Origin of the sequence: Flavobacterium zubiriense (assembly GCF_041729725.1) — a bacterium.
GTDB lineage: Bacteria > Bacteroidota > Bacteroidia > Flavobacteriales > Flavobacteriaceae > Flavobacterium > Flavobacterium zubiriense.
In genome coordinates this window covers 39,114-54,530 of the sequence record NZ_JBCFQL010000019.1, presented here as the reverse complement: position 1 = coordinate 54,530, position 15,417 = coordinate 39,114, and the positions used below count along the sequence as shown (strand labels likewise).

Genomic DNA, 15,417 nt, shown 5'->3' with positions numbered 1-15,417 from the left:
TAAATAATTAAAGACTATTATTTCTTCTCAGAAACAATAGTAAGCGTTGTTGCTCCTTGTGTCAAACCTTCAACATCTGCTTTTATTGAAATGCTACCGTTGTCTTTAGCGGCTTTAATAATAGCAATGGCTTTTCCTTGATAGGCTCTTGTTTTCTGACCTTGGTAACCATCGTGGTTGATGATGTTACCATTGTCAACGGCAATAATTTTACCTGAATCCGTAATAGAGAATTGGATTAGATGATCGGCATTGGCACATCTGATTCCTTTGTCATCCACAATAGTCGCGGTAATAAAAATGACATCGTCCCAGTTGTTCGCAATTGTTCCTTTGCTTTGCGTTAAAATAATTTTAGCAGGTTTCCCGGCAGAAGTGTGTTCTTCCTGAGTAACCACTTTTCCGTTGTTTTTTCCAATGGCTTTTATCGTTCCTTCTTCAAAAGTGACATTCCATTCTCTTGGCGAGTCGTCTGCAGGTTTTTTCAATGAACCTAATGATGTATCGTTCAGGAAAAGTTCCACTTCTTCGCAGTTACTATACACATTTACTTTGGCGTTATCATAGGTGTCAAAGTCGCTCGGTGTCCAATCGGAAACCCAAAAACCAGCACCGGCATTATCCGATTTTCGAACAATATGCACTACAGGCTCAGCAGACCACCAGCTGTCTCTTTGTAATGATTGTTGTTTCCAGTTTCCAGCTCTGTCAAACAAACCTTGATTGTTCGTTGTTTCTGGCCAGTCGGCTTCCCCTAAATAATCATAACCTGTCCATAAAAATTGTCCTGCCATGTACGGCTTGTCTCTTAAAGCCAGCCATTGGCTAATAACATGTGTGTTTTCGGTACCAATAACCTTCCAGGTTGGATGCGCTTCATGAGCAGCAATCAGTTCGTTTTCACGGTAATTTTGCCCTACAATTTCCATCTGTGCAGCATAACCATTGTCATATACTTTAGAAACGTTGGGTCTAAAAAGAGCCATCGTTACCGGTCGGCTGTTGTCGTATTTCTTTACTACATCTTCCTGCATTTTATATTTTTTGTAGCCTTCTGGATAGCTCAAATCGTCATGAATTTCGTTTCCAATACTGTAAATCACAATCGAAGGATGATTTCGATCTCTCAAAATCATGTCTTTGGTGTCTTGTTCCCACCATTCTTTAAAGTATAAATTATAACCTTTTTCTCCATTGTGCTTGGCTGCCGTCCAGGTATCGAAAGTTTCATCCATAACCACAAATCCCATTTGGTCACACAAATCAAGAAATTCGGGCGCTACAGGATTATGCGAAGTACGAATTCCGTTTACGCCCACTTCTTTTAATTTTTGTAAGCGCTCTTTCCAAACGCCAAGCGGAACTGCTGCTCCAACGGCTCCACCATCATGATGCAGGCAAACTCCTTTTATTTTGTAATTTTTATTGTTTAGCCAAAAACCGGTTTCGGCTCTAAATTCGGCGTTTCTGATTCCAATAGTAATCGTTTGGTTGTCAACCAATGTAGTCCCAGAATACAGTTTTGTATTTACAGTGTACAAATTTGGTTCTTCAATATCCCATAATTTAGGATTTAGAATTTCGATTTCTTTGTATAATTCGTTGGTTTTATTCGCTGCAATATTTTCCTGGCTTTCGGTAGTTTTTACCACTTTTCCTGTGTTGTCAACAATCTCAATTTGTAATTTATAAGTTCCGGCAGCCCCTTTGTTTTCTATTTCGGTTTTGATGCTTACCACTGCTTTTTTAGCAGTTGGATTAGGAGTTGTAATTTGTGTCCCCCAATGTTTAAAATGTGTTTTATTGACAGCAACTAAACGCACATGACGGTAAATCCCTGCACCGGTGTAATAACGGGAAGCGGGTTGAATGCTGTTGTCGGCTCTAACGGCAATGGTATTGGTTTTGTCTTTTCCAAAGTTCAAATAAGGCGTCAAATCATAACTGAAACTAATGTATCCATAAGGACGTTTTCCTAAATGTGTTCCATTAATCCAAACATCACTATTGGCCATAACGCCATCAAATTCGATTGTGAATAATTTAGTTGCATCGGCAGCATCAACTTTAAAAGTCTTGCGATACCAGCCAATTCCAGCTGGCAAATAACCTCCGCCACGTGCTGTTGGATTGTCTCTGTCATAAGGACCTTCAATACTCCAATCATGCGGAACATCTAGCGTTTTCCATGTTTTATCATTAAAATTCGGTTTTTCAGCACCGGCTATTTCTCCTTTGGTAAATTGCCAGTTCGCATCAAAGTTGATGGTTTGTCTCCCTTGAGCGAAAATTGTCGATGCAAAAGCTAAAAAGAATAAAAGACTGTAGGCTTTTATGTTTTTTTGATTTTTCATTTTGGTTGGGTTTAGGTTGATTTATTTTAAAATGGAATTGATATTGTCTAATTCTTCCGTGTTGAAATTGGTATTTTCCAAAGCTTTGATAGAATCTATAATTTGTTCAGGTTTGCTCGAACCAATTAATACCGAAGTAATTCTGTCATCGCGTAAAATCCAGGCCAGCGCCATTTGAGCTAATTTTTGACCTCTTTCTTTTGCGATGTTATTGAGCGCTATAATTTTTTCAAGTCTTTCAGGAGTAATATGATCGGCTTTCAGGAATTGTCCGCTGGTGGCTACTCTCGAATCGGCTGGAATTCCGTTCAAATATTTATCAGTCAATAATCCCTGTGCTAATGGTGAAAACGGAATGCAACCCACTTTTTCTTTGCCTAATAAATTTAAAAGTCCGTCTTCTACCCAACGTTCAAACATCGAATATTTAGGTTGGTGAATCAGGCAAGGCGTCCCCATTTCTTTCAATAATTGAAAAGCTTTTTCCGCTTCTGCTGGGCGATAGTTCGAAATACCAACGTACAACGCTTTTCCTTGTTGAACAATTAAATTCAAAGCTGCCATGGTTTCTTCTAAGGGTGTTTCGGGATCAGGTCGGTGGTGGTAAAAAATATCGACATATTCCAAGTCCATTCTTTTTAAACTTTGGTCTAAACTGGAAACCAAATATTTTTTCGAACCCCAATCGCCATAAGGACCGTCCCACATGGTATAACCTGCCTTAGACGAAATGATCATCTCATCTCTGTAATTTTTGAAATCTGATTTTAAAATTTTTCCGAAACAGCTTTCTGCTGATCCTGGAGGCGGACCGTAATTGTTAGCCAAATCAAAATGGGTAATTCCATGGTCAAAAGCCGTTTTGATTAAGTTTCTACTGTTTTCAAAATCGCTGTTTTCTCCGAAGTTGTGCCAAAGTCCTAATGAAAATGCAGAAAGTTTTAATCCTGAGTTTCCACATCTGCGGTATTCCATTTTATCGTATCGGTTGGCTGCTGGTTGGTATGTCATTTTTTATTGTTTTACGTAATCGTTTACGGTGATTATTAAATTTTTTTTAGTTCTTTTTTGAAGACTCTCTTGTGATTAATATTGGCGTCAATATTCGTTTTTGATGGTTTGTTTTTTCTCCTTTTTTCGAAATTAACTCGTAAATAAGAAGGAAGGCTTCTTCGCCCATTTGCACTGTTTTTTGATCCACAGTCGATAGAGAAGGAGTGATGTGTTCTCCAAATAAGTCATTGCAAAAACCAATGACTCCAAACGCATCAGGAACCTGAATTGCTCTTTCTTTTAATTCTTTCAAAACGCCAAGCGCCGTAAAATCTTCCACAGCAAAAATGGCGTCAGGCTTATTTTCTAAACTTAAAAAATGGGCTGCTCCTTTTCTTCCTGCTTCAATACTAATGTCTCCGTTGTAAATTAAGTTGGTATCAAAAAGAATATTGTATTGTTCTAAGGCGGCTTTGTAACCACGAATTCTTTCTGTAAAAGCTTTGATGTGTTGCGGTCCGGAAATGTGAGCAATGCTTTTGTATCCTGATTGTATTAAAGATTCGGTTGCCATAAATGCTCCTAAATAATCATCAATACAAACCGAAGAAATTTCTAAATCGTCATTGGTTCGATCAAAAAAAGCAATCGGAATGTTTTTCTCTTTAACCGATTGGAAATGAGAAAAATTAGTGGTGTTTTTAGAAATGGAAACAAGAATACCATCGACTCTGGCACCAATAAAGGTATCAATTCCCTTTCTTTCAAATTCTTCTGATTCGTTCGATTGATAGATTAAAACATCATAACCGTGCTGGCTTGCTAAATTTGAAATGCCGTGAATTACGGAACCAAAAAATAAATGTTCTGCTGTTGGAATCAAAACACCAATCAGTTTTGTTTTTCCAGAGCGTAACGATGAAGCTATTTTGTTAGGCATATAATCCAAACGTTCGGCAACGGCTTTTACTTTTTTCTTGGTACTGGCACTTATTTCAGGATGATTACTTAACGCACGGGAAACCGTAGCAGGAGCAATTCCTAATTCTTTGGCAATGTCGCTAATGGTTATTTTATTTTTCATTCTTCCGTAATCGTTTACGAAAATAGAATTTTATTTTGAAATAGCGAAATAGAAGGGAGTTAAATTTTAAAAAAAAATAGAATTCTAACAAGCTTTAAATATAAAAACTCCCGATTACTCAGGAGTTTTTATAAAAAGGACTAGTATTTAAGTAGCTTTGAAAATATTGCATCTATTTATTTAGAACTAAATTCAAATCGGTAAAACCAGACACTTCGGTTGAAGCTTCTCCTGTTACACTGTTGCCAGCGAGATTAGCAGTATATACTTTTACAAAATCTATGCCTTGTAATTGTACCGCTTTGCCATCTTTATCCACAGCCCAATCCAAATTAATTTGTGTTTTGGCATCCGTATTAGGCCAGTTGTCAGCATAACCCCATTCATACGGTGGAGTCATCCAGAATCCTTGTTGTACTAAATTAGAAGTTAATAAAGTCCCTTTTAGCGTTATTGTTTCTCCTTTCCATAATGGAAAATACGATTGGGTGTTGAATCTGTTTTTAGCAATGTAGCCTGTTTGTTCTTGGTTATCCGTCCAGCGAATGTAATTGGGTTCACTAGCATTTGTAGGTTCGGTTTCTGGCTTGTAATAGGTTATTTCGTAGTTTTTAATGGTTGTTGACTTGCTGTGTTCTGATCCAGCAATTTCATACCATTCGTCATCGGCTTTTCCGTTTCCATTTGCATCATAAGAAACCATGATAATTCCGGGTTCAGCACCGTTAGTAAATGCGTTGCCTAATACCGAAAAATCATTCCCTTCTTTGTTGATTACCGTATGGTCAAAGCCAAATACCACATAACCACCAAATCCTCCTAGACTGATTAAATTACCAGCTTTAAGAGCTGTTTGTGCTTTTACGCGCATGGACTCACTAGTGTCATCCTCGGTCGCTGTAGGAAATTTGTTAACGGATTGTCCAGGAGCAGGGAAATAGTCAAATACCTGAGTTATTTTATTCAAATAGGTTTTGTCGTTTACCGTTATGGCAAAAGTTTTGCTATTTTCTCCTCCAGCATTTTTTGCTTTAAATTCAAGGTTGTAAGTTCCAGCTTCGGCAAAAACGTAAACTAAATTAGCTGTAGAGGCAATTTCTTCTCCCTCTAAGGACCATGAAAAAGTTGCATCATTGGCATTTTTTACTTCAGGTTGAATGCGAAGCCACTGCATTTTGTCAATTGTATAACCGCCATCTGGTTCTGTAAGTCCGATTTCTGGTGATGCAATTTCGTCATCAGAACATGCTGTTAAGGACATGATTACGAATAGGGTAAAGAGAATTTTCTTCATTTGTTAATTTTAAAGGTTATTGTTTGTTGATATTTTTAATTGGAAGAAATGCAGAATTACCTCACTTAAATGGTGCGGTTTTAAAGAGTTGGACTCTTTTTTTAGTACAGGAAGTTGGTTCTGTACGTAGGAAGGATTTGTAAATACAATCCATACAAACAGTACTAAACTTCCATGTAATATAGATTTACATAGATGCATAAAGTTCTATTTACTAAAAATAGTAGTATCGGAAAAATTGAAACCAAATCTATATCTGGTTCTTTTGTGTTGAAAGCTTTGGTCCTCGAAAGCTTCAGTTTATACGCAGTGGCAGGTCTCCTGACTTGTCCCCATTTTGAGCTGCCTTCCCATCTCGTTTTGAAGCGATACAGTGGCAAAAGTTAAGATTTACTAGAAAATTTTATTTTCTTAAAATCTGTCAAAATGTTGCATGGAACTTACAGTAACGGGCTTGTTCAGGATTTACACCTGATTCCCTCTTAGTTGACTCTACCGAAAAATATAGCCAAACCATTGCGGCCGCAAAAGTAAGTAAACTTTTTGGAGTTATCCGGTTGTTTTTCGAAAAAAAGTAAAAAGTATTTTTTGAAGTTCTTGTAAAAATGAGCGGGGGATAATCATAAAAAAGCTTCAGATGTCTCTGAAGCTTTTTTAGTAATTCGAATAGTTTTTTTGAAATTATCAATGGCTTTAATAAAATCAATTTGAGTATTAAAAACAGCATATTCTATTTGTAGCTTAATTCAGTGTAAACCGGTAGATGATCTGAAGGGTATTTTAAGTCTTTTGAATCACTCAATACTGCAAATTTTTTCACTTTAAATGTGTTTTGTTGCGAGATGAAAATGTAATCTAATAATAGTGTTACAGGCTCATTATGCTTAAAGCCATTAAATGTACCCGAAGGACCAAAAGGTTTGTTTACTGAAAAATCTCTTGTATCATTCATTACTTTTTTTAAGGCAATAATACTTTCTGAACTAGGTTCCAAATTAAAATCACCCATAAAAACAACAGGATAATTTTTTGTGTTTAACTCTTTCATTTTATGCAGAATTAACTCAATTCCCTTTGTTCTGGCTTCTTCTCCCATGTGGTCTAAATGCGTATTAAAAACCCAAAACATTTGTTTGTTTTTTTGATCTTCAAACAATGCATACGTACATACCCGATTGCATGCAGCATCCCAGCCTCTGGAAATTTTATTTGGTGTTTCGGAAAGCCAAAAAGTAGCACTACTATGTATTTTTAAATGTTCTTTTTTATAAAATATATTCGAAGATTCTCCCTTTCCTTCTTCTTCTCGTCCTATTCCCACATGGTTATATTCTGGAAGTGCTGTGGCAATATCAATAACCTGATTAGGGGTAGCTTCTTGAATTCCAAACACATCTGGTTCGTAAAACTGAATTTGAGAATTAAAGTAATCTTTGCGATGAGACCAACTGTTTTCTCCATCAGAAGCCACGTCGAGACGGATATTATAAGTCATTACGTTTAAGTTTTGAGCTTTAATTTGTACTATAAACAATAATAATACTAGTACTGTTATTTTATTTTTCATAGATGGTAAATTAATTATAGTTGGTGAATTTTAGTTTTTAGCAAAGTTATAAGCTGCTTTCTAAATTCTATTCTTTATGTGTATAATGTTTTTGTTAAATTTTATTTTAAGAAGCTTTCCTTTTAGGAATAGGGAAAAGAATTTTTTTAATAAGAGTCTGTTTAAAATTCATCAAAATTAATTTCCCCTATCCCTAAAGGGTGTAATTTTGATAAATTTTTAAGAAATTTTGCACCCTTTACGGACGGGGAAAAAGAAATTTTCTTTTTTTAAATAAATTTAAATAGGCTCTAAATATAAACAGGCTCTTATAAGTTAAGGTGGGTGATGACTTGATAAACTACATATCTCTATGAAGAATTTTTTAGTATTCCGGAGTGGTTGATGTGAGTTTTTTAGTTTTATTCCATAAAAAAAGCCTCATATTTCTATGAAGCTTTTCTAGTAGTCCGCCGCTTCGGAGACTCGAACCTGTGTCCGCCGTGGCGGATATGAACCGACGAGTTAAAAGTTTTGAATAATATTTTTAATAAATTCACGTCCTATTCCAGTTTTTAAATATTTTTCTCTTTTCATTGCCTCAGATTTAGAATTGAAAAATTCAATATGAATTACAATCCATGGTCTGTACTTGATTGTATGTCCTTTTGTTGCTAAAAGATTGTGGGATTTGAAGCGTTCAATAATATTGGAAGTATATCCAGTATAGTGCTGATGAAATTTTTCAGAATATAGAATGTAAACTACGAATTCATCCATATAAAAGTTTTTTAAATAAAAAAAAGCCTCATATTTCTATGAAGCTTTTCTAGTAGTCCGCCGCTTCGGAGACTCGAACCTGTGTCCGCCGTGGCGGATATGAACCGACGAGTTAAAAGTTCTGAATAATATTTTTAATAAATTCACGTCCTATTCCAGTTTTTAAATATTTTTCTCTTTTCATTGCCTCAGATTTAGAATTGAAAAATTCAATATGAATTACAATCCATGGTCTGTACTTGATTGTATGTCCTTTTGTTGCTAAAAGATTGTGGGATTTGAAGCGTTCAATAATATTGGAAGTATATCCAGTATAGTGCTGATGAAATTTTTCAGAATATAGAATGTAAACTACGAATTCATCCATATAAAAGTTTTTTAAATAAAAAAAAAGCCTCATATTTCTATGAAGCTTTTCTTAGTAGCGGGAACAGGACTCGAACCTGTGACCTTCGGGTTATGAGCCCGACGAGCTGCCTACTGCTCTATCCCGCGATGTACGTTTTGTAATCTCAATAAGGCTACCTTAGTAGCGGGAACAGGACTCGAACCTGTGACCTTCGGGTTATGAGCCCGACGAGCTGCCTACTGCTCTATCCCGCGATGTTTCGGGTGCAAAGATACAATTAAATTCTACATTTCCAATGCCAATTTTAAAAAATGTTTTATTTCGTGTAATGACTTGATAGGGGTGTTGTTGAGTATTGAGATGTTGTTAATTGTTATGTTAATTGAGTATTGTAAAATGTTATGATGAACTTTTAATTTTAAAAATTAGTCTTAATAATTATCTTTGTGACTCAAAGCGTATTCAAATAAGATGAAAAATATAAAAGATGAAGTGAAAATGGATGTATTTTTTTCGTGTTTTGAATAATTATGAAGGAATCTGTTTTGCTGTTAAAAATTTATTCTAAAGCAAAAACAGCACTGTAGTGCTTTTAATTGGTAACTTAAAATAGTAATTATGTCTTTAGTTCAGCCTGTTTATAGGCTGGTTTAGGGATTTATTATTACAAAATCACAACATGGGAATTGTGTAACTATTAGCTAAAGTTTTACAAGTATTTATGGAGAAACTGTTTTAATTTTGCGCAATTAGTTATAAAAAGGAAATAATTTGAAATTATACATTAAGTACATGGTCAGCAACCGCTGCAAAATGGCCGTAAAAGAAGAATTAAGAAAGCTTGGTTTACACTTTATTGTTGTTGATTTAGGAGAAGTTGAGGTTATGGGAACTATTTCTATGACTCAGCGTCAAGATCTAAAGGCAAATTTACTACTATCCGGACTCGAATTGATGGACGACAAGAAATCGATGTTGATTGAAAAAATCAAAAATATTATCATCGAAATGGTGCACCACTCTGATGACATTATCAAAGTTAATTTTTCGGATTATTTAAGCGAAAAAATGAATCACGATTATACGTATTTATCTAATTTGTTTTCAGAAGTACAAGGTACAACTATTGAGCAATTTATAATTTCTCATAAAACAGAACGCATTAAAGAATTAATAATTTACGGAGAACATAATATTACTGAAATTGCCTGGAAAATGGGATACAGTAGTGTAGCCCATCTATCAAGTCAGTTTAAGAAAGTAACGGGGCTTTCGCCTTCTCATTTCAAACAATTAAAAGACAAAAGGAGAAGTCCTTTAGAAGAAATAGGGATTGTAAAAAACCTAAATTAATTTTTGTACAAATATTATGAAATTCATATTTGAAAAAAGAGCATTCCTATTTTATGTTCTCTCTGGTGTATTATTGAGTACAGTGTTGGCAATATTTTATTTGAATAGCCAAAACGATATTGCCTCAACTAAAAAACTGATTCATACCCAAGAAATCATTAGTAAAAGTAATGAGGTTTTATTGGATGTTCTTACTGTTGAAAATGGATTTAGAGGCTATTTATTGTCTGGAGATAATACTTATTTAAGCTCTTATAACGAGTTTAAATCAAAGACAAATTCTAATTTAGCTGATTTGACTGCACTTACTAAAAAAAGTAAAAATCAGGAAATTAGAATCGCACTATTGAAAAAAACGGTGGTGGAAAGATTGCTTTTGATAGAAAAAAATATTGTCAAAAAGAATCCTTTTTTATTGAATAATACGCAAAAAGCAGCTATTATTAACGAGGGAAAAAATCTTACTGATAAAATCAGAAATGTAATTACGGCTATTAATAAGGAAGAATTTGAATTATTAAAGGTTCGGAAAGTCGAAAACGAAAATAACAACCAGTTTTCAGGATTACTCTTTATATTACTACTCATTTTTCTGATCGCCATTTTTATTTTTGTAATCCTTATTATAAACAATCATAAAAATAAAAACAGTGAATTAGAAACTCATACTGCCGATCAAAAATTAGCCTCTCAATATGTTTTGAGTCTTATTGAAGCCAGTCTCGATCCATTAGTTACCATTAGTATTACGGGTAAAATTATGGATATGAATCAGGCATTGGTTAAGATTACTGGTGTAGAGCGTGAAGGGTTAGAGGACTCTAATTTCTTTGATTATTTTACAGAACCACAAAAGGCACGTGAAGTATATGAGCAAGTTTTTGACAAAGGTTCTATTACTGATTCACCACTTACTTTGCGTCATAAAGAAGGAAAGCTAACCGATGTTTTGTGCAATGGATCCGTTTATAAGGATGAAAACGCAAATGTATTAGGCGTTGTTGTTGTGGCCAGAGATGTTACCGAACAAAAAAGAATTGCAACAGAATTGATAGAAGCTAGAATATTTGCTGAACTGGCTACTGAAATTGCTGAAGAAGAAAAACGAAATGCCGAAGAAGCCACCCTAACTGCTGAAAATGCTGTAAAAGCAAAACAGCAATTTTTATCGAATATGAGCCACGAAATTCGTACGCCAATGAATGCTATTATTGGATTTACTAAAGTGGTATTAAAAACCGAATTAACGGCTAAACAAAAAGAATATCTATCAGCTATAAAAGTAAGTGGCGATGCCTTGATTGTTCTCATAAATGATATTCTAGACCTAGCAAAAGTGGATGCTGGGAAAATGACATTTGAAAACATTCCATTCAAGCTATCGGCTTCTATTTCAGCGATGTTACATGTTTTTGAAACCAAAATTCAGGAAAAAAACTTAAAATTATTTACTGAATATGATGCTAATATTCCAAAAGTATTGCTGGGTGATCCCGTGCGTTTGCACCAAATTATCTTGAACTTAGTTAGCAATGCGATAAAATTTACTTCACAGGGGAAGATAACGGTTAGTGTTCGTTTGATTAACGAAGATCAAGAAAGTGTTACCGTCGAATTTGCTATTGCGGATACTGGAATAGGTATCGAAGAAGAAAAAATTGATACTATTTTTGATGATTTTCAGCAAGCTACTAGCGGCACTTCCCGACTGTATGGTGGTACTGGTCTAGGTTTAGCCATAGTAAAACAATTGGTGGAACCCCAAGGCGGAACTGTCAGTGTGAAAAGTAAAATTAAAGAAGGTTCTACCTTTAGTTTTATACTACCATTTTTAAAAACAAATGCTGAAGCGGTGCCAGAAGCCGAAATAGTTGCATTAGAGACAGATATTAAAAATATAAAAGTATTGGTTGTAGAGGATATGCCTTTAAATCAATTATTAATGAAAACCCTTTTGGATGATTTTGGTTTTGAACGCGATATTGCCGAAAACGGAAAAATTGCGGTCGAAAAGCTCGAAAGCGAAACTTATGACCTAGTCTTGATGGATTTACAAATGCCTATTATGAACGGCTTTGATGCCACAGAATACATTAGAAAAACCTTAAAATTAGATATTCCAATTATTGCCCTTACTGCCGATGTAACCACGGTGGATTTAGCAAAATGTAAAGCTGTTGGGATGAACGATTACATTGCAAAACCAGTTGACGAACGTTTGTTGTACAGCAAAATTGTAAGCGTCATAAAAAAGCAAAACATTCGAAAAGCCTCATTCAAGATAAACCAAATTCCAAAAATAAAAGTTACGAATTTAGAATACTTAAAAACCCGAACAAAGTCTAATTCGTCATTGATGATGGAGATGATTTCTATTTATTTAGAACAAACTCCACCTATTATTGGTGCAATGAAACAAAGTGTTGTGGACAAAGATTGGGAAACATTAGGGTCATCGGTACACAAACTGATTCCGTCTTTTTCGATAATGGGAATGAGTCCAGATTTAGAACAAATTTCAAAAAAAATACAAGATGCGGCTAATTCGAACCAATTTACAAACGAAATTGCTGAGATGGTAGTTAAACTGGAAACGGTTTGCAATCAATCTTGCGAAGAATTAGAATTAGAACTTAAATTAATTAAAAATACTTTATCGTGAAAAACGGAAATAAAATAAAACTATTCTTAGTAGATGATGATGCTTTATTCTTAAAATCAATGGAAATTGAATTTATGGAATTGGCTGACTTCTCTATTGAAACTTATCCAACAGGTGAACTTTGTTTGGAAAATCTATCGCATGAGCCCGATGTAATTATTTTAGATTATCAACTTGATGGTATCGAAAAATCGGCAATGAATGGCTTGCAAACATTGGATAAAATAAAAGCATTTAATCAAGATATTCCTGTAATTATGCTCTCTTCACAGGATAAAATTGAGGTAGCCGTTAATTGTATGCACCATAAAGCATTTGATTATGTGGTTAAAAGTGAAACTGCTTTTATCCGTTTACAAAAAATTATCACGAACATTTTTAAATATAAAAAAATGGAAAAAGAATTGAATTGGTATATGGATAGAATGTAATTCATTCCGTTCGATTTTATCTTTTCGTTTTCATTAAATGATACAATTTCTAATAGAGAAGTTGTGTCATTTTTTTTTATATATCATTATTTCTGATTTTGTGCAATGAAAAGCAAGTTTAAAACACAATAAATACTAAGTTGATATCGGGTGTAATGTTATCACTTACAGTTGGTTATTGGTTATGGAAATCTGCGAATAATACAAATATCCCATAGAATTTTGTAATAGATTTTAAGGTGAATTAAGTGACTTTTGTATGGTAGAAATTACTTTCTGCAATAATCAATCTTTAAATTAAGTATCATGAATCTAAAAAGAATTTTTGGAGCCTTGCTCACCGCATTAGGAATAGCAGGACTAATATATACTGCTGTAGTTTTTACTAATACAGCCGGTAGTACAAAAGATGTAAAACAACTTATTATTTACGGGGTACTGGGTATCGTGTTTTTTGTTTCAGGCATTAGCCTTGTTCGTACTACAAAAGACGAATCTTAAACAATACCAAGTATAAAAAAATAACTAAAAAGTGAATATCCGAAGTGGTATTTATAATTTGGTCAACAATTGTGGAGTGGAAATAATGAAGGGGATTTTAAGATTGGAGGCTGTTTTTTGTAACAGCCTCTTTCTGTACCTACTTATTTTAAATTAAAAAAGTTAAAGTTAAAAACACCTAGGGTATAACTCTTCAAGGAATAAATTGCGCTTTTTTTATTTTTTATAGCATTATTAAAATCAGTGAAATATATAAGTTCTTTAAATAGTTATATAACACTTTTTTAACTAAATCAAGTCAACTTTGTGAGGTTGGGAAACCATTTTACAATTAAATTAAAATACAATTAAATTAAAAAGGTATGAATGCTATAGAAATAAATGGGGATTGGGAAGAGCAAAAACTAAAATTAAAACAAAAATTTGCTGCTTTAATGGATAATGATTTGTTGTTTCTAGAGAATAAAAAAGAAGAAATGATTGCCAAACTTCAAGTCAAACTTGGGAAAACGCAAGAGGAAGTATATAAAATTATTCAAGGATTGTAATATTATGACAAAACAATTAAAAATAAGTAAAACAGTTTTTTTATTAGGGGTAGCAATGTTTGTTGTGGCAACTGCATTCGTGAGTTGTAAACCTGCTACTCAAGAGGAGATAGAAGCTAAAGAAAATCTAAAAGAAGCTAACGAGGAATACATAGAAGCTAAAAAAGCGGCAACTACAGAAGAATGGAAAGCATTCAAAAATTCTGGAGATTCTATCATTAATAAAAACAATGAACGAATTGCAGAATTAAAGCTAAAAATGAAAAATACTGGAGAATCAATTGATGCCAAGTATGAAAAAAATATTGAAGCTTTAGAACAAAAAAACAAAGACCTTAAATCTAAAATGGAAACCTACAAAAATGATGCTAATGCAGATTGGCAATCCTTTAAACGTGAAATTAATCACGATATCAATGAAGTAGGGGAAGCATTCAAAAATTTAGGAGTTGACAATAAAAATTAATCAAAAAAAATCATGAGTAATCTACTTTATACCCTTGCCGTTATTTTAGTCCTTTTTTGGGCTATCGGATTCTTTGCTTACAGCGTAGGATCAATCATTCACATTCTTCTTGTTATAGCCATTGTTGCAGTTTTGTTTCGAGTTATTCAAGGAAGAAAACTATAAGCGGTTTGATTTATTAAGAACCTGGCTCCTGATGTAGCATTAGAATTTTGTTTACCCTTGCAAAAGGATTGACTACAAGAAAACAATAACGAAAAAGCTAATTGCCGAAGCAGAATTAAAATCCAATTTTACAAAAAAAATGTAAAACTCGGAGCAATTAAAAGGTAAGCAGTTACTAAGTTTTTATGTGTGCGTACTCCATGTTCATCTATTCAAAATTTAAAAATCATAATTATACATACACTACTTTATCCTAGCAGGATTTAGTATCTAAAAATCGAGATTTAAGAATCTCGATTTTTTTTTTACCTTTTTTTTAAAAGTTAAATTGTTCGCTATCAATAGACAAAAAAAGCTCAATTCCTTTTTATCACATCAAGCGCAATGGCATAAAGTCAACAGGGCAAACGCACCAGTTCCAGAAATAAAAAAAGTAGCCACAAATTACACGAAATAACACTAATTTGGATGTTATAATATTCCACAAATCTGTAAGGTACAGATAAAAATTTGTGTAATTTATTTTAGAATCAATACTATTTGTGCTAATTCGTGCAATTCGTGGCAAAAATAAAACTCGTGCGTTTGCCCTGATAAAGTCAAGCAGTTTGAGCCGTTACTTTGGGTTATTTTATACCTTAATGTGATAGCTCTAATGTATAATACTCTATCTATAAGTCTTTCATTTGTAATTTTTTTTTCGTGGTTAATAATGGTTTTTGTTGCGAATTATTACTCAACTCGCACTGACAAATCCTTGACTAAATTACATTGATATCGAGCGTAGTCGAGATCTAATACTGGTTTTTATTGGTACTTGAATGGTTAATATGACTAATTTATATTTCTAAACGGTTTTAAAAGCAAGCTTATAGGTTTATGCTAATATAC

Annotated in this window: 14 protein-coding genes, 2 tRNA genes and 1 riboswitch; of the genes, 7 read left to right on the top strand and 9 right to left on the bottom strand. The window is 33.8% G+C overall.

Translation table 11 applies throughout. From position 1 onward, the window contains the following. Window positions 1-17 precede the first annotated feature (17 nt). From AAGV28_RS15150 to AAGV28_RS15110, 9 genes are all read right to left on the bottom strand, one after another. Entirely contained in the window at window positions 18-2,354 is a 2,337-nt protein-coding gene (locus AAGV28_RS15150) for a glycoside hydrolase family 2 TIM barrel-domain containing protein (RefSeq protein ID WP_373407595.1), read from the bottom strand. 21 nt (window positions 2,355-2,375) lie between these two features. Next, window positions 2,376-3,365: an L-glyceraldehyde 3-phosphate reductase gene (mgrA, locus tag AAGV28_RS15145; protein ID WP_373407594.1), complete on the bottom strand. Its 990-nt coding sequence runs from the start codon at window positions 3,363-3,365 to the stop codon at window positions 2,376-2,378. 46 nt (window positions 3,366-3,411) lie between these two features. Next, entirely contained in the window at window positions 3,412-4,431 is a 1,020-nt protein-coding gene (locus tag AAGV28_RS15140) for a LacI family DNA-binding transcriptional regulator (RefSeq protein ID WP_373407593.1), read from the bottom strand. A 172-nt stretch (window positions 4,432-4,603) separates the two neighbouring features. After that, the gene (locus AAGV28_RS15135) at window positions 4,604-5,725 is read right to left on the bottom strand and encodes a PKD-like domain-containing protein (RefSeq protein ID WP_373407592.1); all 1,122 of its coding nucleotides are present in this window, start codon (window positions 5,723-5,725) and stop codon (window positions 4,604-4,606) included. 294 nt (window positions 5,726-6,019) lie between these two features. Next, a riboswitch (cobalamin riboswitch) is annotated at window positions 6,020-6,258 on the bottom strand. 197 nt (window positions 6,259-6,455) lie between these two features. After that, on the bottom strand, window positions 6,456-7,292 hold the full coding sequence (locus AAGV28_RS15130) for an endonuclease/exonuclease/phosphatase family protein (protein ID WP_373407591.1): 837 nt from the start codon (window positions 7,290-7,292) through the stop codon (window positions 6,456-6,458). A gap of 504 nt (window positions 7,293-7,796) precedes the next feature. Further along, entirely contained in the window at window positions 7,797-8,051 is a 255-nt protein-coding gene (locus tag AAGV28_RS15125; protein WP_373407590.1) for a GIY-YIG nuclease family protein, read from the bottom strand. Between the two features lie 112 nt (window positions 8,052-8,163). Continuing rightward, on the bottom strand, window positions 8,164-8,418 hold the full coding sequence (locus AAGV28_RS15120; protein WP_373407590.1) for a GIY-YIG nuclease family protein: 255 nt from the start codon (window positions 8,416-8,418) through the stop codon (window positions 8,164-8,166). A 55-nt stretch (window positions 8,419-8,473) separates the two neighbouring features. Next, window positions 8,474-8,546 (bottom strand) — tRNA-Met (locus AAGV28_RS15115). A gap of 35 nt (window positions 8,547-8,581) precedes the next feature. Next, window positions 8,582-8,654, bottom strand: a tRNA-Met gene (locus tag AAGV28_RS15110). 538 nt (window positions 8,655-9,192) lie between these two features. On the opposite strand from AAGV28_RS15110, the gene AAGV28_RS15105 reads away from it, so the two are divergent. From AAGV28_RS15105 to AAGV28_RS15075, 7 genes are all read left to right on the top strand, one after another. Beyond that, the gene (locus tag AAGV28_RS15105) at window positions 9,193-9,753 is read left to right on the top strand and encodes a helix-turn-helix domain-containing protein (protein WP_373407596.1); all 561 of its coding nucleotides are present in this window, start codon (window positions 9,193-9,195) and stop codon (window positions 9,751-9,753) included. Between the two features lie 16 nt (window positions 9,754-9,769). Further along, on the top strand, window positions 9,770-12,415 hold the full coding sequence (locus tag AAGV28_RS15100) for an ATP-binding protein (protein WP_373407589.1): 2,646 nt from the start codon (window positions 9,770-9,772) through the stop codon (window positions 12,413-12,415). Beyond that, entirely contained in the window at window positions 12,412-12,846 is a 435-nt protein-coding gene (locus AAGV28_RS15095; RefSeq protein WP_373407588.1) for a response regulator, read from the top strand. Before AAGV28_RS15100 ends, AAGV28_RS15095 begins: the two co-directional genes overlap by 4 nt. 306 nt (window positions 12,847-13,152) lie before the next feature. Then, window positions 13,153-13,347, top strand: coding sequence for a hypothetical protein (locus tag AAGV28_RS15090; protein WP_373407587.1), 195 nt, complete (start codon window positions 13,153-13,155; stop codon window positions 13,345-13,347). Between the two features lie 362 nt (window positions 13,348-13,709). After that, window positions 13,710-13,895 (top strand): CsbD family protein, encoded by a 186-nt coding sequence (locus tag AAGV28_RS15085; RefSeq protein ID WP_373407586.1) that lies wholly within the window; start codon window positions 13,710-13,712, stop codon window positions 13,893-13,895. A 4-nt stretch (window positions 13,896-13,899) separates the two neighbouring features. Further along, window positions 13,900-14,361, top strand: coding sequence for a sll1863 family stress response protein (locus AAGV28_RS15080; RefSeq protein WP_373407585.1), 462 nt, complete (start codon window positions 13,900-13,902; stop codon window positions 14,359-14,361). A gap of 12 nt (window positions 14,362-14,373) precedes the next feature. Then, the gene (locus AAGV28_RS15075) at window positions 14,374-14,526 is read left to right on the top strand and encodes a lmo0937 family membrane protein (protein ID WP_373407584.1); all 153 of its coding nucleotides are present in this window, start codon (window positions 14,374-14,376) and stop codon (window positions 14,524-14,526) included. Window positions 14,527-15,417: the final 891 nt, after the last annotated feature.